General features: G+C 42.6%; 20 protein-coding genes. 13 read left to right on the top strand and 7 right to left on the bottom strand.

All coding sequences use genetic code 11. The features are described 5' to 3' along the window. Positions 1–3: 3 nt before the first annotated feature. A complete protein-coding gene (locus tag ACW689_RS16600; protein WP_476293087.1) occupies positions 4–1,482 on the top strand; it encodes a Ppx/GppA phosphatase family protein in 1,479 nt (492 codons plus the stop codon). Here the strand turns inward: ACW689_RS16600 and ACW689_RS16595 are convergent. After that, positions 1,479–2,747, bottom strand: a complete 1,269-nt coding sequence (locus ACW689_RS16595; RefSeq protein ID WP_476293086.1) for an EAL and HDOD domain-containing protein — start codon at positions 2,745–2,747, stop codon at positions 1,479–1,481. The two genes, ACW689_RS16600 and ACW689_RS16595, sit on opposite strands and share 4 nt — an antisense overlap. A gap of 168 nt (positions 2,748–2,915) precedes the next feature. On the opposite strand from ACW689_RS16595, the gene ACW689_RS16590 reads away from it, so the two are divergent. Together ACW689_RS16590 and ACW689_RS16585 are read left to right on the top strand one after the other, a co-directional pair. Continuing rightward, positions 2,916–3,653 (top strand): substrate-binding periplasmic protein, encoded by a 738-nt coding sequence (locus ACW689_RS16590; protein WP_476293084.1) that lies wholly within the window; start codon positions 2,916–2,918, stop codon positions 3,651–3,653. A gap of 36 nt (positions 3,654–3,689) precedes the next feature. Beyond that, the gene (locus tag ACW689_RS16585) at positions 3,690–4,253 is read left to right on the top strand and encodes a PhnA domain-containing protein (protein ID WP_476293083.1); all 564 of its coding nucleotides are present in this window, start codon (positions 3,690–3,692) and stop codon (positions 4,251–4,253) included. A gap of 33 nt (positions 4,254–4,286) precedes the next feature. Here ACW689_RS16585 and ACW689_RS16580 read toward each other — a convergent pair whose 3' ends face one another. Further along, entirely contained in the window at positions 4,287–5,123 is an 837-nt protein-coding gene (locus ACW689_RS16580) for a 23S rRNA (adenine(2030)-N(6))-methyltransferase RlmJ (protein WP_476293082.1), read from the bottom strand. Positions 5,124–5,301: 178 nt separating this feature from the next. Between ACW689_RS16580 and ACW689_RS16575 the strand changes: the two genes are divergently transcribed. The 7 genes from ACW689_RS16575 (at position 5,302) to ACW689_RS16545 (ending at position 10,496) form a co-directional block, all read left to right on the top strand. Next, positions 5,302–5,532 carry a DUF904 domain-containing protein gene (locus tag ACW689_RS16575; protein WP_476293080.1) on the top strand — a complete coding sequence of 77 codons (231 nt, stop codon included), beginning with the start codon at positions 5,302–5,304 and terminating at the stop codon, positions 5,530–5,532. After that, positions 5,532–5,819, top strand: a complete 288-nt coding sequence (locus ACW689_RS16570; RefSeq protein ID WP_476293079.1) for a cell division protein ZapA — start codon at positions 5,532–5,534, stop codon at positions 5,817–5,819. The genes ACW689_RS16575 and ACW689_RS16570 overlap by 1 nt, the downstream gene beginning before the upstream one ends. A 65-nt stretch (positions 5,820–5,884) precedes the next feature. Next, entirely contained in the window at positions 5,885–6,862 is a 978-nt protein-coding gene (locus ACW689_RS16565; RefSeq protein ID WP_476293077.1) for a hypothetical protein, read from the top strand. Then, on the top strand, positions 6,852–8,378 hold the full coding sequence (locus tag ACW689_RS16560) for a LysM peptidoglycan-binding domain-containing protein (RefSeq protein ID WP_476293076.1): 1,527 nt from the start codon (positions 6,852–6,854) through the stop codon (positions 8,376–8,378). Before ACW689_RS16565 ends, ACW689_RS16560 begins: the two co-directional genes overlap by 11 nt. A 58-nt stretch (positions 8,379–8,436) precedes the next feature. After that, positions 8,437–8,925, top strand: coding sequence for an FKBP-type peptidyl-prolyl cis-trans isomerase (locus ACW689_RS16555; RefSeq protein ID WP_476293074.1), 489 nt, complete (start codon positions 8,437–8,439; stop codon positions 8,923–8,925). Positions 8,926–8,937: 12 nt separating this feature from the next. Beyond that, positions 8,938–9,666 carry an SDR family NAD(P)-dependent oxidoreductase gene (locus ACW689_RS16550; RefSeq protein WP_476293072.1) on the top strand — a complete coding sequence of 243 codons (729 nt, stop codon included), beginning with the start codon at positions 8,938–8,940 and terminating at the stop codon, positions 9,664–9,666. Further along, positions 9,663–10,496 (top strand): amidohydrolase family protein, encoded by an 834-nt coding sequence (locus ACW689_RS16545; RefSeq protein WP_476293070.1) that lies wholly within the window; start codon positions 9,663–9,665, stop codon positions 10,494–10,496. Before ACW689_RS16550 ends, ACW689_RS16545 begins: the two co-directional genes overlap by 4 nt. Here ACW689_RS16545 and ACW689_RS16540 read toward each other — a convergent pair. The 5 genes from ACW689_RS16540 to ACW689_RS16520 are packed head-to-tail and all read right to left on the bottom strand — an operon-like array spanning position 10,493 to position 14,596. Next, positions 10,493–11,278: a YggN family protein gene (locus ACW689_RS16540; RefSeq protein ID WP_476293068.1), complete on the bottom strand. Its 786-nt coding sequence runs from the start codon at positions 11,276–11,278 to the stop codon at positions 10,493–10,495. The genes ACW689_RS16545 and ACW689_RS16540 overlap by 4 nt on opposite strands. Positions 11,279–11,323: 45 nt before the next feature. After that, entirely contained in the window at positions 11,324–11,842 is a 519-nt protein-coding gene (locus tag ACW689_RS16535; RefSeq protein WP_476293066.1) for an Lcl C-terminal domain-containing protein, read from the bottom strand. Positions 11,843–11,849: 7 nt separating this feature from the next. Continuing rightward, positions 11,850–13,511 (bottom strand): Lcl C-terminal domain-containing protein, encoded by a 1,662-nt coding sequence (locus ACW689_RS16530; RefSeq protein WP_476293065.1) that lies wholly within the window; start codon positions 13,509–13,511, stop codon positions 11,850–11,852. A gap of 20 nt (positions 13,512–13,531) precedes the next feature. Further along, the gene (locus tag ACW689_RS16525; protein ID WP_476293063.1) at positions 13,532–13,864 is read right to left on the bottom strand and encodes a hypothetical protein; all 333 of its coding nucleotides are present in this window, start codon (positions 13,862–13,864) and stop codon (positions 13,532–13,534) included. A gap of 12 nt (positions 13,865–13,876) precedes the next feature. Continuing rightward, the gene (locus ACW689_RS16520; RefSeq protein ID WP_476293062.1) at positions 13,877–14,596 is read right to left on the bottom strand and encodes a DUF2982 domain-containing protein; all 720 of its coding nucleotides are present in this window, start codon (positions 14,594–14,596) and stop codon (positions 13,877–13,879) included. A gap of 228 nt (positions 14,597–14,824) precedes the next feature. On the opposite strand from ACW689_RS16520, the gene ACW689_RS16515 reads away from it, so the two are divergent. The 3 genes from ACW689_RS16515 to msrA are packed head-to-tail and all read left to right on the top strand — an operon-like array spanning position 14,825 to position 19,517. Further along, positions 14,825–15,880, top strand: coding sequence for an efflux RND transporter periplasmic adaptor subunit (locus ACW689_RS16515; RefSeq protein WP_476293060.1), 1,056 nt, complete (start codon positions 14,825–14,827; stop codon positions 15,878–15,880). 9 nt (positions 15,881–15,889) lie between these two features. Beyond that, positions 15,890–18,994: an efflux RND transporter permease subunit gene (locus ACW689_RS16510; RefSeq protein WP_476293059.1), complete on the top strand. Its 3,105-nt coding sequence runs from the start codon at positions 15,890–15,892 to the stop codon at positions 18,992–18,994. Then, positions 18,981–19,517 (top strand): peptide-methionine (S)-S-oxide reductase MsrA, encoded by a 537-nt coding sequence (gene msrA / locus ACW689_RS16505; protein WP_476293119.1) that lies wholly within the window; start codon positions 18,981–18,983, stop codon positions 19,515–19,517. Before ACW689_RS16510 ends, msrA begins: the two co-directional genes overlap by 14 nt. Positions 19,518–19,556: the final 39 nt, after the last annotated feature.

Here is a 19,556-nt window from a genome sequence, read left to right as displayed (position 1 = left end):
ACTATGACAGAGTACCCTTCTATTGCAGCCGTTGATCTCGGTTCGAACAGTTTTCATTTAATGGTTGCAAGAGAAATAGACGGCAGCTTTCAGGTTCTACACAAAGAAAAGCAACGTGTAAACCTAGCTGCTGGGCTAGGCAGCGATATGACGCTTTCTTCAGCGGCAATGAATAGAGCCTTAGCTGTACTCAAACAGTTTGCAGCCACATTACAAAATTTCCCAAAAAGTAATGTACAAGTCGTTGCCACCTATACACTACGCAACTGCAAAAATATTCAGCAATTTCTTGCTAAGGCGAAACAGTGTTTCCCATTTAAAATTAATGTTATCTCAGGGCAAGAAGAAGCACGACTGATCTACCAAGGCGTTGCCAACTACGAACATAGTGAGGGTAATCGTCTTGTAGTTGATATTGGCGGAGGAAGCACAGAGCTTATCATTGGCGAACATTTTACTCATAAACTACTGACTAGCAGAAATATGGGCTGCGTAACCATGAGTAGCCAATTTTTTACTCACGGAAAACTCAACACAAAGCGCTTTCAAAAAGCCCTCATCAAAGCTGAACAACAATTGGAGCCCATTACTGCAAACTTCATAAAAATGGGATGGCAAACGTGCTACGGGACTTCTGGCACAATAAAAGCGTTGTTGGCGATTGCCACAGCACAATTCGACGAAACTTACCTAACACTCGACGTGTTATTAAAAATAAAAGCGCTGCTATTACAATTTGATAATACAGAGTCACTCTTTTTTGATGGCTTACCTGAAGAGCGAAAAGAAACCATTGCAGGAGGACTTGTCGTTTTACTGGCCGTATTTAAACAGTTGAAAATTGAAAAGCTCATATATAGTGACTATGCCCTGCGAGAAGGTTTGCTTCACGAAACATCCCAAAATAGTGAGTTTGATATTCGTACTCGCACTATTCAAGCACTCAGTGAACATTACTCTGTTGATGTACAGCATAGCGAAGGAATTTGTGCCACGCTGAAAGATTTCTATGAGCAAGTAGGCAAAAGCTGGGAGCTACAAAAGCTAGACCTACAACAGTTGTGTTGGGCCGCTCATTTGCATGAAGTGGGATTAGTGATTAACTCTTCAGGATTACATAGACATAGCGCCTATATAGTAAGCCATAGCCAACTACCAGGCTTTACTCAAGAACAACAACAAACTTTAAGTAGCTTGATCCGCTTTTATCGCAAAAAAATTCGCGTAAACGAGTTAGCATTAGCTAACAGCTTGGAGTTTAACAAGCTTTCTAAAATGTTATGCTTGTTTAGGTTAGCTATTTTACTCAATGCCAAACGCCAGTCCGATTTGTGCCCTAAAGTAAAGCTCAGTAGTTATGCAGACAGTTTATTGGTCGAGTTTGAAGAAGACTGGTTGGCTGAACATACACTGATGGATGCCGACTTAGCCCAAGAGCAACGTTATTTGAAAAAACTCAACCTAACATTGTCTTACAGCTAACTTTTGACTACAGAGAATACTTCATCGGCATAGTCACGGCTTTCCATTGCAAGCCCATACAAATATTTAGTTTTGGTCGCTGGACGTATCGCTTTTAAGATCAAACGAGCTTCTTGCCAATCATTTCGCTCGATTTCAACTGTCAGTCGCAATGCTCCACCCAGTAGCCCTTGGTAACTAAGCAGTGCACTACTTAACTCATTATCAAGTGAAAATTCAGAAATAATCGTTGAAAGTTCGACATCAAGAACAGCGTCTAGCACTGACATCAATCCTATCAAATAACCTTGTTCAGCCATATCATCGCCGCCAGGCTCTAAAAACAGCTGCATAAACTTAGCACGCATAAGTCCCATTTTAGTAAGCTCGGCTGGCTTATCGACACCCAGTTCACTTAAAGCAAGCACACGTACAAATTGACGGATCGCATCTTCACCGAGATACACAACGGCCTGAGAAATTGATTTCATCTCTATTTTATTCTCACCCGCTTTGGCGTTAGCCAACTTAAGTACTCTTGCAGTTAAACTTAAGTCTTTGGCAACCCGTAACTGTACCTCTTTAAAGCACAAATCCTTCTTTGCCGTACAGCGCAGTAAATCAAAAACGATAAACTTGGATGGCTCTATATTGCCATGATTTAGCATTTCGGGCTTAGCAAAGAAAAAGCCTTGGAAGTAATCAGCCCCAGCGCTTTTCACGAAATGAAAATGCTCTTGAGTTTCAATTCGTTCTACAATAATTTTGATATCTGGGTTCGCGCGTTTGAGTTTTTTGATCATCATCGTAGTTTTAATGATCGGCTGCTCAATCTCCAGCTTAATGTAAGCTACGTGCTCTATCAAAGGTTGCCATTTAACATCCCCATCATAGTCATCAAGCGCAAAGTGATAGCCTTTCTTTTTAAGCGCAACGACACTTTTAACTAACTCAGGAATGTTTTGCGAACGCTCGACTATCTCAACAACAAGGTTTTCGGGCTTAAGCAATTTGGGAAGTTCTTGGAATAAAGATTCATCAGATACATTAATAAAAGCTCTATGTCCTGCTGCTAAACGCTCCAGACCCACAAACATTAATGAATTAAAAAACATCCTTCCCGTGGCCTGTCCATCCGACACCCCCATTGGAAAAGCATTGTTGTTAGAATCCCGATACAACAGTTCATACGCATAAAGTTCCTGATTTACATCAAGAATTGCTTGGCGCGCAATATATTGAACCGCTGAGTTCTTTACTTTAGCAACAGTGCCACTCATTAACATCTATATCCTTCTCAAGCTTATCGTCAGCCGCAGACGGTCTCAGAATACGTGATGCAAGGTAACCGAGCAAATAAAAATTTATCGATGATGGAATTTGCTCTGTTCGCCCATTTTTGATGTTCAAACACAGCATTGCTCAATGTTAAATTGATGAGCTAGTATAACCGTATGAGAACTTTACTAATCATAGTCTGTTTTTGCTTTTCTAGCTTGCTAAATGCAACTTCAAAAACGCAACTGACATATAGCGTGAGCGGCTCGGGAAACTATTTCCCCTATTATACTCACGATAATACGCACCCAGGTATTTTGCCAGAGGCGGTGAGTGCGATCCTAAAAACGGCCAATATCGAGGGGATCAATTTATTGCTCCCAGCCAAACGAACCATCTTGTATTTGCAAGAAGGGAAAGTAGATTTTGACCTGATCAGCCCTAGCTGGTTAACCAAAGAACAAAAAGAAGACCCTCGCTATGTTTTTTCTAATGCCATTATTTCAGTAGACGAATATATCGTCTCTAGTAAAAAAATGAAGCAGCCGATAGTGCTCCACGGACAAAATATCGGCACTGTTCGAGGTTATTATTACCACAATGACCATAAGTTTGAGCGCATTGACTTTAACTCAGAGAAAGAACTTGTTCAGGCCCTTGCAAGAGGTCGCATCGAGTACGCGATCATCGGGGATCTTCCCACTTTGTATTGGGCGCATAAGCTCGGCGTCAAAATGTTTTTCACTCAAATACATTCCAAAGGCAAACTGCATATGCGTTTGCAAGCAAAACATCATACTTTGCTGTCAAGGATCAACCAAGCCATCGATAAACTGCATGCAAAAAAACACTTTGAAGCGATCACCTTACATTATGTACAAACGCTCCCCAACACTGGTGCTGTGTACGACTGAGCAGTATAATGGCGTTTTGGCCTCGGGAAATGAATTATGAGTATCGAAGCGACCTTACAAGAGCGCAGCAATCACCAGTGTGAGTTGTGTACAAGTAAGAGCGAGCTATCTGTTTATGAAGTACCACCAGTTACAGAAGCACACTCGGATAAATGTGTATACCTGTGTCACACTTGTCAGTCTCAAATTGAAGGAAGCAGTGATCTGCAAGCCAATCATTGGCACTGTTTAAATGACAGCATGTGGAGCCAAGTGCCTGCAGTACAAGTAGTCGCATTTCGTATGCTAAAACGCCTAGCTGCTGAGCATGGTTGGGCACAAGACGCTTTAGATATGCTGTATTTAGAGGACGATACAAGAGCTTGGGCCGAGCAAGCACTCGCAGAAGAAGATATCGTCCACTTAGACAGTAATGGTGTTCGTTTACAAGCGGGTGATACGGTTGTGCTGATAAAAGACCTTGACGTCAAAGGCAGCAGCTTAGTTGCTAAACGAGGCACCGCAGTTCGCAACATTGGTTTATCCTCTAACCCTGAACATATTGAAGGACGCGTGGAAGGTCAACGAATTGTTATTTTGACTAAGTTTGTAAAAAAATAATAAGCTAAGGCCCCTTTATAGGGCCTCGCAACATTATTCTGCAACGAGCTGCTCACTTCGATAAAAGCCGCTCTGTGTACTTAACAACTTGACCAACTCCGGCAATGCAACATCCATATTATTTTTCAAGGTCCAAGGCGGGTTGATCACAATCATACCTGATGCGGTCATACCATGGCGCTCGGTATCTTGCTCAGTTGCTAATTCAAATAGCTGGATATTACGAATGCCTGAGTCCATCAAAGTTTGCTCTAACAAGTCAATGCGTTCGCGAGATACCACTGGATACCATATCATGTAAGTACCTGAGCTAAAGCGCTTGTGTGCTTTAATGATCATATTAGCTGCTTGCTGATAATCCGTTTTAATCTCATAAGGTGGGTCCATCAATACACACGCTCGACGCGAGGCTGGCGGAACGAGACCCATTAAACCTTTAAAGCCATCTTCACCACGCACTTTTAGTGACTTTTTGCCAGCCATGTTGCTTTGCAGTGAAACTAAATCCTTTGGATGTAACTCAAAAAACCACCCTTTGTCCTGACGACGTAAGAAATGTTCGGCTATTTTTGGCGAGCCTGGGTAGAAAGCTAAAGCCTGCTCATTAAATGATTTGATAAGCGCTACATAATCGTTAATTAACGCATTGTCACCACGATAATCCCAAAGCTTGGCAATGCCATCTAAATACTCCTGCGTTTTTTGCGCATCATCCCCGCTCAGTTCAAAAAAACCAGCCCCAGAGTGCGTATCAATGTAGTCAAAACCTTTCTCTTTACGAGTCATATACTCAAGCACTTGAGCTAGTACAAGATGTTTTAAAATATCAGCGGGATTACCCGCATGAAACGAATGTCGATAACTGAGCATAACGGTCGCCTATAACAAACGGCCTCATTTTGCTGAACCGTTTCTGAATAAAATTAGGAGTTGGTACTATTATCACCCAAAGTGACATAAAAATCAGTATAAAGCCGCGTATTTACTAGCATCCTTAGCCACTTTGTTTTACATTTGCATGACAAAACACTGTGATAAGAGCGCATTTATGAATAACGATACACTTCCCCAACTCGAACAGCTAATTGACCAACTAATTGCCCAAAATCAGCGATTAAATAATGAACTTTCAGAGCTTAAAGAACTAAACAGTAAACTTATCGACGAAAACGAAACTTTACAGTTAGAAGTGCTTGAAAGTGAAGAAAAGCAAAAAGATGCTAGTAACACTCTGTCTAATCTTTTAGAAAAACTACAAAGTGCCACTCAGGCTAGCTAATGAGTAACAATAACACTCAAGTTGAGGTCACCTTACTAGGCAAGACCCACCAATTTGCTTGTACCGAGGGGCAGGAACAAGTGCTCCTCGACGCTGTTGCGCTACTCAATCAACGCGTTGAAGAAACGAAAAAGAAATCAACAGTAAAGAATGAGCAAAATGCCCTTCTGCTTGCGGCGCTGCATTTATGCCATGATTTGCAAGCTTGCGCACGACAAGAAAAATTTCAAAAAGAACAACAGCAAAGCCTAATAGATAAGCTAACAAACCACCTAGCAGGCAATTAGCAACTTCCAATGAAGCATAATATCGGTTAAATTATCACCTTTAGGGTTGTAATTGGTGGCCAGCTATGCAGTTTATTTTTGCAGTTTTATTCAGCATATTTTCAAGTGCCACTTGGGCAAGTCAATGGCATCAGGTTGATCAATCAACCTGGCTAATTTCACCAGATAAAGCTGCCTCTTATATCCAAGAAAATCAAGCTATCTTTGTTGGCCATAATTGTGCAGCTATCGTTAATGCGCATGGCGACTTTACTGCGCTTGAACAGATGATCCTAACCGCTAAAAATACACTTAAAGTACCGGTTTGCTATTTGCTCAGTACCTCTGCTCAAAAAGAGCAGATACTTGGAATGGCATTGCTGCAAAGAGCATTTCCAAGTGCCAAATGGTATGCCGCAGATCACATATTGCAAACCTTACCCGAATATCAAAACGAGCTGATTGAAAAAATGGCCGCACTAGAAAAAAGCCTCTCTTTAAGCCGTGAACGTTTCAACCAATCAAATGAAGAAGTTCAAAAACAATGGCAAAGTAGGCTACAGTTGGCTCAGGCTCGCTTAGCCGATTGGCGAAAACTGCAATTGAGCCCACCTAAAGGTCTGACAGAAGGCGCACATATCTCGCTCAATCTTGGTGGCATCAAACTCACAGTCAACGCTAGCAATGCTTTTGGTGCAGGGGATCTAACTGTATTTAACACTCAAAATGGGGCTATGATCGCCGGAAACAGTGCCGATCCATTGCCGATAGTACAACATGCCAACCTAAACAAGTGGATAACACAGCTACGTGCGCTGTCTGCAAATAAAGCAATAAAATGGTTATTACCCGCGCACGGAAAGCCCTTCAAAACTCAAGCATTGAGTCACTCTATCGCCTTTTTAACCGCTTTAGAACAACAATTAGATTTTAGTCTAGCCAAGCTTCAACTTGCGCCCAATTACGATACTGATGAACAAACACAAACTCGTCTGTTCAATCACTATCAATTAGCACTGGCCCATATGAGTAAACAAGTAGAGGCTGCGCGCCATGTTCAGTAATCATCTTTATTTTTTAAAGGCGGTAAAACAACTTAACTACGCCACCTTCGCTTTGCTGCTATTTATAACTGGTTGTCAAAGCACGCACGATGCAGCACCTGAGTCGAAGAATGATGTGGTCGCCATTGCGCAATCACTCACGGCATTAGCGCCTACACATCACAAAGACATTGAAGAAAAGCAAGTAGCTGAAAAAACGGCTTCTATTTCCTTAGTTGATGGCTCAACCAACCCAAGGCCCAAGCCCGTTACCAACTTGTGGCAACGGATCAGCTCGCAATTGCGGTTTGACATTAAGCCTAACAAGCGATTAAACGAAAGAATAGACTGGTATTTGAAACAACCTCATTATCTGACGACCGTCTCAAAAAGGGCTGAGCCATACCTCTACCACATTGTTGAATCGGTCGAACGACGACAGATGCCCATGGAACTGGTATTACTTCCCTTTGTTGAAAGTGACTTTAGGCCAAGTGTTTCGTCTACACAGCATGCCGTGGGGGCTTGGCAACTGGTAAACGCTACCGCTTATCATTTTGGCATCACCACCGATCACTGGTATGACGGACGTAAAGATGTACTGGCCTCAACTGAAGCTGCACTGGATTATTTGAGTGATCTACACAAACGATTTAAAGGTAATTGGCTTCACGCTATTGCTGCATACAACAGCGGTGAAGGTCGAGTGAAGAAAGCGATTGCCAAAAATAGAAGAAGGGGAAAAAGCACCGACTTTTGGCACCTTACTTTGCCAAAAGAAACCGCAGACTATGTTCCTAAGTTGGTAGCGTTAAGTTACCTACTACAAACGGGCAATGCGCATTTTAAACGGCCAAAACTACCAAACTATGCCTTAACAACTCAATTAGACATTGGCCAACAATTTGACTTTTCTGTTTTAGCCTCACTTACGGGTATTGATAAGTCACGTTTACATAAGCTTAATACTGGCTATCTTAAGCACCAAAGCTCCCCCAATGGACCTCATAAAGTTCTATTACCCATGACACCCGTAAAGCTGCATCAAAGTGAGTTTTTTAAACGCTACTTTAGTTATACCTACACAGTCAAACAAAACGATACATTGTACCGAATAGCGCGGCGCTTCAACACCAATGTTAAAACGATTAAGCACCTTAATAACAAAACCAGTGACATGATACGCGCGGGCGAGCAACTCCGAGTGACACAAGCTCAAAAGTTTGACCGTCTGGTAGTTGAGAACCACCTGAGCCCATACTTAGCACAACAATTAAAGCCAGAGCCAATGACCATGGAGTTTCACCATAAAGTTAGTGAAGGTGATTCATTATGGAAAATAAGCAAACGCTATAACGTGTCTGTACGAGACTTGATCGTATGGAATAAGCTCAAAGCTAACCAAGTACTCAAAACAGACAAAGTTCTGATCTTGCACTTGCCCAAAGCACAAACAACACAAAAAAAACCTCCATCAAAAGTCTATTTATCCGACTTGGAGCAACTCGTGAAACCAGAAACACGCTCTAACCGCTAGCGCTAGTGCATTTGCTCACGTAAAATGCGGGCAAACAGTCAATAAATGAGATAGCGCTATGCAAATCGTAAAAGATACCGCCGTTGAGTTTCACTACACATTAAGTGAAGCGGGTGAACAAATCGAGACCAGCACAACTGGTGAAGCCCTTAGTTACCTACACGGCAACGACAGTATGCTTCCAGGTCTTGAACAAGCACTTGATGGAAAAAGTGTTGGTGATAAATTCAGCGTAACATTATCTCCTGAAGATGCTTATGGCGAATATCAAGAAGGTTTAGTTCAACGTATTCCAATCAAACACTTACAAGGACTTGGCAACAGTAAAGTTTGGAAACCAGGCATGTCTGCCATTGTTGAATCTAATCAAGGTCGTCATCAAGTTACTGTGGTTAAAGTTGGCCGTTTCAATGCTGACTGTGACTTAAATCACCCTTTTGCAGGTAAGACGCTGACTTTTGATGTTGAAGTTGTGTCTGTACGCGAAGCAACCGCTGACGAATTAGCGCATGGACATGTGCATGGTGATGGTGGCTGCGGACACTAAGGAATACAAATAATGGAAAAAGTTGCCATTGTAACAGGTGGCAGCTTTGGCATTGGCTTGGCCATTGTCGAAAAGCTGCTCAGTCAACAATACCAAGTGTTCAACTTAGACATTCAAACTTCTGATGTCGGTAATTATATTGCCTGTGATGTCAGCAAAGTAAATGAAGTTAAGCAAGCAATACAAGCTGTCATTGACAAAACAGGACGTGTTGATGCACTTATATCCAACGCTGGTAAGCACCTAAGCGCCACCATTGAACAAACAGATGAAGCAACCTTAGATGCGCTTTTTGCACTTAATGTAAAAGGAGCCTATGCAGCTACGCAAGCAGTGCTACCTGCTATGAAGCAGCAAGGGCATGGTGCAGTTGTATATATTTCTTCTGATCAGGCGCTGGTTGGCAAGCCTAACTCTTTCGCTTACAACCTAACAAAAAATGCGCTTGCATCCATGGCTCGCACAACGGCGCTTGATTACGCAGCATTTAATATTCGTGCCAATGCAGTGTGTCCGGGCACAATTGAAACACCTTTGTTTCACGCTGCTATTGACAAATATTGCGAAAAGTCTGGCGCTGACAAAACAGACATCGTTGCTGAAGAAGCTAAATTACAACCACTCGGTCGACTCGGTCAAGCCCATGAAGTCGCAGCTCTGGTTGCGTTTTTAATCAGTGATGACGCAGGCTTTATCACGGGTAGTCTGCAAAGCATTGATGGTGGATATACGACACAATGAAGAAAATTATTGACCCTCATTTGCATCTTTTTGATTTATCGCAGGGTCAATATCACTGGCTCGTTGGTAATAACCCCCCTCCTTGGCCAAATCTCGATAAAATTCGACAGAACCATGATATTAGCGACCTGAAGCTGGAACACTTTGAGCTCGGGGGATTTGTACACATTGAAGCGGGGTTCGATAATCAAGAGCCAAGTAAAGAGCTCTATTGGCTTTCTTCTATTGTCAGCCAGCTTCCCTATAAAGCAGTTGCCTATTTAGACATCACACAACCCACAGCACAATTTACAGAACAGCTTAATCAACTGCTACAAGCTCCTCACTTTTGTGGCATAAGAGATATTACTGAAGGCGAAGATGCCAAGCGTTTGCTCCATCCGAATGTGAAGCATAACCTCACACTACTTGCGCATAATCGCTTGTTATTTGAAGCACAATTTGAATTACATCATCAAGATATTGTTTCCCGGTTTGCACAAGTTTGTAGATCGCTTCCAAAACTACGCGTCGTGATAAATCATGCTGGCTTTATTCAATCACAGACAAACTGGCAAGTAGGCCTCATCTGCATGGCACAATGCGACAATGTAGCCATCAAGTATTCAGGGCAAGAGCACGTTGCCAGCCCAATAGACGCTAAACAGTTATTGCAAGTACTACTAAATGAGTTTGGTGAGCAACGGGTGATGTTTGCATCAAATTATCCTGTATGTTTGATGCGCAATCATTATCAGCAGGTTTGGCAAGCATACTATCTGCTCTGCGATGATGATGCTTTGTGGCAAAAACTGAGCCATGACAACGCTAAGCGGGTGTATCGCTTTTAAGAACGGATCTGCACCAAGTCATAGGCCACCATACTTGGCACAATTGCCTGTAAACGCTCTTCTGTTTTATCAAGTGTATTCAAACACTCACAGTATTCTTCTGCTTTACTTTCCAGCTGTTGTGCTTTCTTTTGCAATGACTTATCAATTTCTCTAGAAATAATTTCCATTCGCTGTCCCATGTCTGTGATCCTTTCTTCAATATTTCCCTCGCGCGATTTAAACGCATCACCAAGCGACATCAGAATCGCCCCTAGAGATCCATGCACCGCAGAATGGATTTTTTTGCTGATCTCTTTAGTAAAAAAGTCGTCTATTTTAGACAGTGATTGAGGTGCTATAAAAAAAAAGTCATCGCCACGTTTAAACTTATCCATCAGCGCTCGTTCAACGTATTGAAGCTGCGTTTTGAGCACTTCGGGCTCTTTGTCAGACATCCCTTCGACCATTTGTTCGATGGCACTGAGCCCCAGGTTCACACCATCAGTTGCCAAATTTACGAGTTCAGGAACGGTATCTCGAATACCTCTGGCGTACTCTTGCAAAACATGAGTCTCTTGGTCAGACATTTGGATCCAATAGCCTCGAACCAGCAACTGGTTGTCGTTATTGATCTGCACACGAGTTTGTCCGTTATCGACTATACGGATCTCAGTATCAGTAATGATCAAGCCATGTCCTAGTTCCACATCACATTTATTCTTTGCAATTGCAGAGCTAGAAAAAGCCAAAAACAGGAGAGATAAACTAACTGAACGAAACAAAAGCGTGCAACTCCTCATCAAAAATCGACATGAAGAGTAGCAAATTTTTATACAATGCCAAAGCTATTTGGCATAACGAACAAAACGCACGAAAATGTCCGACGTTTTCGCCTTAATATTGTTTTTACCATCAGCAAACTGGTAAGCCCAAGCGTGATCAACTTGCGTGGTTGCTGTTGTGCTCGTCCAATAGTTATCGTTTTGTGTTGATAAAAAGACTTGAAGATTAATGGAGGGTTCTACACAAGCATGCTCTACGATACTTGCTAGCTCTTTAATATTAGGTACTTGCCAATCTTTATAACCGGCATGTTCGCTATTTTTTGCAGCCATTAACGCCTGTTGCCAGTCCACTTGTAAAGCAGCACTATTACAGGTTTTATTCTGTGCATCATAGCTTTGTCCAAACTCACATGTTTGCCACATTAACCCCGTCTTATTATCGAGTACAGTGCCATCACTATTCACAACAAATCGATCCGATGGCGTTGTTTTTGGTGCAGACGCCTCATCAACACATGTTTGCTCAGCCTGTAATGAACACGCACCCAACAGTGCAGTTGTTAGCAATAAAACTCTCATAAATCCTCTATGGTGTTCTTACTAAACGCACATACGCAGTATTTGCTTTAGGATAAGCCAAATCATTACCTGTTTTTATATCTAAAATAAAGGCTTGGCTCAAGCTACGCCCATCCACACTCGTTTGTGTAGTCCAATAATACAGATGGCCCAGTGCTGACACCGATGGTACATTAGGAAAAAAACTAGGGTCAAGCAGATGCTCGCCGCCTTCTCGGCCAAAATCAATTAAAGTCATTAATTCAACATAGGTTGGTAGACGCCAATTACTACCGCCACAAAAATTACTGCTATTTACAGCGTCAATATAAGCTTGAATACCACAGTTTGCATCACTGGGACATGTAGAATCTGGTAAACCTGCAACGCTACCAGGAAGAGCTGCTCCACTCGAATTTAGGTACCAAGTGTAATGATTGGCACCATCTCTTAACTCAGTGTTAGGGATAACGCCTGTATTGGTTTGTTTTATCTCCCAAATAAGGCCATTAACATTGTCTCTGACACAAGTAAATTCACTGGTATTATCTGGTAACTCATCGGCAAACTGGTTCAACTTTGTGTAGTCAAATGTAACACGACCAGTACCCACTTTATCTAAAAATGCGGCAACACTATCTCTGCCCATATCCGCGTCCTGGCGAGGATAGTTATTGTCACCACACGCAATCTCTACAGTGTTGCTGTAGCATTTGGTTAGTCCAGTATCTTGCAAATAACCCAAGGCTTTGGGCTCCAAGCTAATCGTTGTCGTATCCACAGCACTTAAACCATTGGGATCTGTCACCGTTACTTGGAATGAAATCGCAGTTACTACATCCACATCAGGTGCGACAAATTCCGTTATGCATAGCTGAGGTTGCTTAATTGCTACCGAAGTACTTTGCCCTACTTGCTGCCAAATACAATTAAATTGACCAGAAGCTGTTTTGCTTTTTGAAGCATCTAATACAACGGTATCAAACTCGGTTGCTGTTTTAGCTTCACCTGCATGTGCAATGACTGGGTTAGTGGCTTGAGATAAAGCAACACTGTATTCTGTACTTGCACTCCCGCCCTCATCGTCAGTCACAGTTAAGCGAAACTTAGCGGCGCTATTATTCACTAATAATGGATGCACAAAGCGTAACGTTTGCTCTGACGTTGAAGCAAATGTCAAAGTTGGCCCTGAGAGTAACTGCCATGTGTAACCAACAACCTGGCCATTTTCATCTGGATCTGATGAATCCGCAGCACTAAGTTCTATTGTGTCTAAGTACTTTGCCTGACCTTCTTCGGGCAGTGTCTGCGTGACAACGGGTAAAGGCAATTGGTTTTGAGAAGTAACGGCCACTGATACTTGATCTGAAACGGTTTGACCATTTGGCGCGATATAACCTGCCTTAAACAGTATTGTGCTATCTGATTTAATATCGGGCGCTGTCACCGAAATTTCTTCTCCATCTTGTGGGAAGCCTTCGACACTGGGACCACTGATCACTTGCCAACTCACGGTACCACCGCTAGGAGAAGTGCGAGCTGTCAGCGTAAATTCTGATTTTTCTACTACAGTTATGTCTTCACCAGCATTGATACTGGCATTTTCTGTACTGGCTTTTCCATCTGAGCCACCACCGCAAGCGGTCAAAAAGCAACAAAAGAGTAGAGAAAGCGCTTTATAACTTTGCATTTATGCTCCTTAGCAAAGTATTAAAGATAACTGTCTTGATGAATTCTAACAAACAGTTTCGTACCTATTTTAGAGTAATCAACTTTGTATTCGCGACCATCTAGCGCTTGAATAAACAGCAAACGTTTTACTTCTCCAAATACATCAGGACTAGAAATCTGCACCACCTCCAAGTAGCGCTCTTTCGCTTCTCGGCGGTTTCTTGGTAGTTCTTCTTTAAAAGGCACAAGCCCCATAGGGGTCACTTTTATTTTTGGGTGCGCTTCACCATTGACAATCACTAAATCGAGCTTTTTCTCTTTATGAATGACGGTGTTTCGTCCACTTTTAATAAAGGCTTTTTCTGCGCTCATGGGTTGTTCCTGTTACATCTGCTTTGAAGTGGTTTGCTGCTCCAGCAAAATTCCTACCACTTCATCTGGATTTAACTTCCAGCGGTTTAATAAGGTTGAGAAATGCCATATATCCCTATCCAAAACGTTTCCCGGTAGCAATAAATCATACCCTGTTAACGTTTTAAGATTATGCATTCTATTTGCAAACATCGCTATCAAGCCTGCATAAACATGGCCCGAAGCAGAGCGATACTTACTTGGTTCTATTAACCATTCTGATGGGCAGTTGCCATTTTTGCAATGGGTTTTAACAACTTGTAAAAAAATATAACGCTGCTCAATCAGTAACTTTCCTGCTAGCCTAGGATTTAATGCTTGTAAAAACTCATCTATATTCTTAAGTTTAATAGCAACCGCATTTAACTCAAGAATTTCAACCCCCTGAGTGACTGTAGGAATACCGCACGAATGAAAGTTATCATGAGTCAAAGACCAGCTTCCATAACGGTGCACATAACATATTCCTTTACTATCAATAAGTAAACTATAAAATGGCTCTTGGCTTTTTAAAAACCCTAGCCAAATTGACATGATCGCAGCAGCACATAAAAAGATCTCAACCACAGTAATAGGCGTGCTTCGTAGAGAAACAAACAACATGATCACGACTAAACCTATACCGCCGACCAACATAAATTCTATACTGTATCGATTAGCAGAAGGACGAATTTTAGCTTGCTTGTTATTCATAATAGCCAAAGTAAAAAATGAACATAATGATCGCCCAAAGCACTATATAACGTAATGTTAGACAGGTGCTACATGGTGTTCGTTTTGATCTCTTTGTTTTCATTTACAAATAAGCCCTGATATTACCCTATAGTTTTCGGTCAAATCACAAAATTATGGGATACCACCTCTATGCACGAGAGCCTTATTTTGTAAACTAATAACTAATTCAACAGGCGGTATATTTATATGTATAGACAACAAGCTGGTAAAGCATTATTTCCGTTTATTATTTTAATATTAGTTATCATCATTGGTTATCTCTACCTTCCAGCCTCTCAAGGACAAGGAAACAGGTTGTCTTCCGCTACCACTGCGGTAACTGCAGAAACTGCAACACTAAAAAGTCAGGCAGTTATGTTATCTGCTGTTGGCAGTGCTAGAGCAAATAACGCCATTTACGTTTACAGTTCACAAAGTGACTATGTTACAGACATTTACTTTAGCGACGGCGATACCATAAAACAAGGTGCAAAGCTGGTTCAATTACAAAATAAACAAGAGCAATTAGCGCTTAAGTCATTGCAAATCAACTTGAAAGAGCAAAAACGACAATTGAAGCGCTTAGTAGAGCTCGCAAAAACCCAATCCACGGCTCAGTCACAACTCGAGACACAACGTTCGGTTGTCGAGGCACTCGCAGCACAATTAGAGTTAGAAAAAACGAAACTCAATGAACGGCTGGTTACAGCGCCTTTTACAGGGGTATTAGGCAAAAGGCTAGTGTCTGTGGGCAGCTATATAAATTCAAACACCGCCATTACAACATTAGATGACATCAGCGTTATTAAGGTTGATTTTCAAGTCCCGGAAAAGCACCTTGCAGACTTAAAAGTGGGTATGACTGTCAGCGCACGCAGCGATGCTTACCCAAACAAAAGCTTTTCTGGTGCAATTACCCATATTGACCCACGCATAAACAGCGACACCCGTAGTGTAGAAATTGCAGCAAGCTTTACTAATAACGACAGCTTGTTACGACCTGGTATGCTACTACACGTCGATATTGAGCTACAGAATATTGAAGCCGTAATGTTGCCTGAAAAAAGTATTATTCCCCGTCAAGACAAACACTTTGTTTTTATCGTCGATGAAAAATCTCAAGCTCAACAAATACAAGTCGACATTTTGGCTCGCTTCAACGGCTGGGTTGCGATATCGAGCGGAGTAAAAGAGGGTCAACAAGTGATCACGGAGGGAGTTATTAAAATCCGTCCTGGCATCAAAGTATTAGTGAAAGGCTAGGAGAAGCGCGTGAAAATCACAGATACGGCTGTAAAACGCCCGGTTTTTGCCATTGTAGTCAACCTACTATTACTGACCTTTGGCATCGTTGCCTTTACCATGCTACCACTCAGAGAGTATCCAGACATAGAAACGCCGATAGTCAGTGTAAGCACTAACTACACAGGAGCCTCAAGTGAGGTAGTAGAAGCCAAAATAACACAGGTTTTAGAAAATCGTATCTCCGGCATCGAGGGGATCAAGAGTATTAACTCCTCAAGCAGGAATGGTCGTTCAAACATTACCATTGAATTTAATATCGATCGGGACATCGATGATGCCGCTAACGATGTAAGAGAGCGAGTATCGCGCGCCTTAGACAGCTTGCCAGAACAAGTACGCCCGCCGGAGGTGTCCAAGTCCAATTCGGATGAAAGCCCTATAGCGTGGTTTGTATTAAATAGTGAGACTATGAACACCTTGCAACTGTCTGATTATGCGCAGCGTTTTATCGTAGATAGAATTGCTGTAGTCGATGGTGTATCCAATGTAAGAATTGGCGGCGAACGTCAATATGCCATGAAAATTTGGCTCGATAGGCGGGCTATGGCGGCACGAGATGTCACGAGCAGTGACATTGAGCAAGTATTACGCAGAGAAAACGTTGAACTACCCGCAGGTGAAATTGAATCATTAGATAGGGATTTTGCAGTTAGGATCGCACGTAGTTATAAAACGCAGGAAGATTTTGCTAATTTGATCATCAAACGCGGTGCACAAGGGTATTTGGTAAGACTCAAAGAAGTCGCCGATGTACACCTTGAAGCGGTGGATGACGAAAGTACCTTTCGAGGTAACGGAAAAAATATGATTGGTTTGGGTATCGTAAAACAGGCCAAAGCCAATACCCTTGATGTTGTAGACAATGCCCGCGCTGAACTTGAAAAAATAAAGCGCAACCTGCCCGAAGGCACCACCATTCAAGATAGCTACGACTCATCCATTTTTATTCGCGAGTCTATTACAGAAGTTTATCGAACACTAGCAATTGCCATGGGCTTGGTTGTGCTGGTAATCTTTTTGTTCTTGGGTAATATCCGCGCCACTATGGTGCCGGCCGTGACTGTACCAGTCGCACTCGTTGCTACCTTTATGTTTTTGTTAGCCATGGGCTATTCAATCAACTTACTCACTTTGCTTGCGTTGGTTTTAGCCATAGGTTTAGTCGTTGATGACACCATCGTTATGCTGGAAAACATTCACCGCCGTATTGAACTGGGTGAACCACCATTACTTGCTGCATTTCGTGGTGCTAGACAAGTCGGTTTCGCCATTATTGCCACCACCTTAGTTTTAATTGCAGTGTTCGTACCATTGGTATTTATGGATGGTCGTATCGGCGCGCTCTTTACGGAGTTTGCAATGGCCGTTAGCGCCGCTGTGTTGTTTTCAAGTGTCACAGCACTGACTCTATCACCAGCTTTATGTTCAAAAGTACTCAAGCCGAGCGCAAAGGAAAGAGCCTTAAGCCAGTGGATGGAGAAACGGCTCAATGGGTTAGAACGCAGCTATCGAAAGGTACTGCAAGATAACCTGAAACGTCGCTATAGTCTAATCACGACATTGGCACTGGCAGGTTTTGCAAGTTACGCCCTGCTGCAACAGATACCGTCAGAATTGACCCCAAAAGAAGACCGAGGGACGTTCTTCGTCATGATGAATGGCCCTGAAGGCGCAAGCTATGAAAATAACCTTGCCAACATGGAGCAAATAGAGCAACGTCTGCTTCCTTACGTTGATAAAGAAGAGATCAGCCGAGTTTTAGTCCGGGTTCCTGGTTGGGGCGGACGCGGTGGCGTTGCTATCATTGGTATGCCTAACTGGGATGAGCGAAAGCGTTCAACTTGGGAGGTTATGGGTGAGATCAGTGCACAAATGAGAGAAGTCACAGATGTCCGTGCATTTGCCATTATGCGTCGTGGTATCGGTGGTGGCGGTCAATCTCGTCCAGTCGAATTTGTGTTACAAGGAAACGAATACGACGAGCTTGTAGAGTGGCGCGATAAAATCATCAATCGTGCACGTCAAAATCCGGGGCTTGTACGTATTGATCACGATTACAAAGAAACCTTTCCACAATTTTTGGTTAGTATAAACAAAACCAAAGCGGCAGATTTAGGCGTGTCTGTTAGTGACATTGGCCGTACATTGGAAACAATGCTAGGTCAGCGACGCGTTACAACGTTTATTGATCGTGGTGAAGAATATGATGTGATCTTAAAAGGCACAAAATCGGACTTCAGTGCGCCCAGTAATATTCACGACATTTTCGTTAAGTCTCGCACACAAGAACTGGTGCCTCTGGATAGCTTGATCACCATTACCGAAGAAGCCACCGCAGCTCGACTTAACCGCTACAACCGTATGCGTGCTATTACCATCACGGCAAACCTAGCTGATGACTACACCTTGGCTGAAGCTCTCACATTCTTGAATACGGTTGCCAGCGAAGAAAATCATATTGACGGCGCTGTAGATTATAAAGGCGAATCTCAATTGTTTTATGAAGGCGCGTCGGCAATGACCTACGTCTTTATTCTTGCTCTGACAGTCACTTTCCTTGTATTGGCAGCACAATTTGAAAGTTTTGTGCATCCTTTAGTCATCATGCTAACAGTACCTCTTGGGCTCGTTGGGGCCATGTATGGCCTGTACTTAACTGACAGTACTTTGAATATTTATAGCCAAATTGGCATCGTTATGTTGATTGGTTTAAGCGCTAAGAACGGCATTTTAATTGTTGAGTTTGCAAATCAATTACGCGATCAAGGCGTTGCTTTTGAACAAGCGATCTTGGATGCGTCGGTACAACGCTTAAGACCTATCGTAATGACCTCACTAACAACTGTGATGAGTGCCATTCCACTGGTGCTTGCCACAGGTCCTGGCTCAGAAAGTCGCATGGTTATCGGGGTTGTTATATTTGCGGGTGTCAGTGTCGCAACCATACTGACACTATTTGTTATTCCTTGTGCCTATAATTTGTTGGCTAAACACACACAGTCGCCTGAATTCATAACTCAAAAACTCAATGAGCAGGCGAGCAAACATAAGGAATTTGATCATGAGTCATAGTCAAATCGCTACCTTCGGTGGCGGCTGTTTTTGGTGTATTGATGCTGCATTTCGCAAAGTCAAAGGTGTACTAGAGGTACATTCTGGCTATAGTGGTGGCCGTACTGAGCAACCCAGTTACGAGCAGATCTGTCGCGGTGATACAGGGCATGCTGAAGTCGTCGAGTTGACGTTTGACTCACGTATCGTCAGTTATCGAACTTTGCTTGATATGTTCTTTGCACTGCATGATCCAACCCAACTGAACCGTCAAGGCAATGACATCGGTACACAATATCGTAGCGTGGTGTTTTATCATGACGAACAACAGCATGAGGAAGCAAAAAAAGCCACAGAGCGAGCACAAACATACCACGCTGAGCCGGTTGTGACTGAGCTTAGCCCAGCCTCTGTGTTTTATGGTGCTGAACATTACCATCAAAATTATTATGAAAATAACCCTAACCAAGGTTATTGCAGCATTTTAATTGCTCCCAAGCTCGCCAAGTTTAAAGACGCCTATGCTGAGTATATCAATGACTAACCATTAAAAAAGGCGAGTTCTGAACTCGCCTTTTGCACG

This window comes from Pseudoalteromonas sp. ABE4_541, assembly GCF_056312285.1.
The sequence above is the reverse complement of the archived record's forward strand: the minus strand, read 5'-3'. Positions and strand labels throughout refer to the sequence as shown.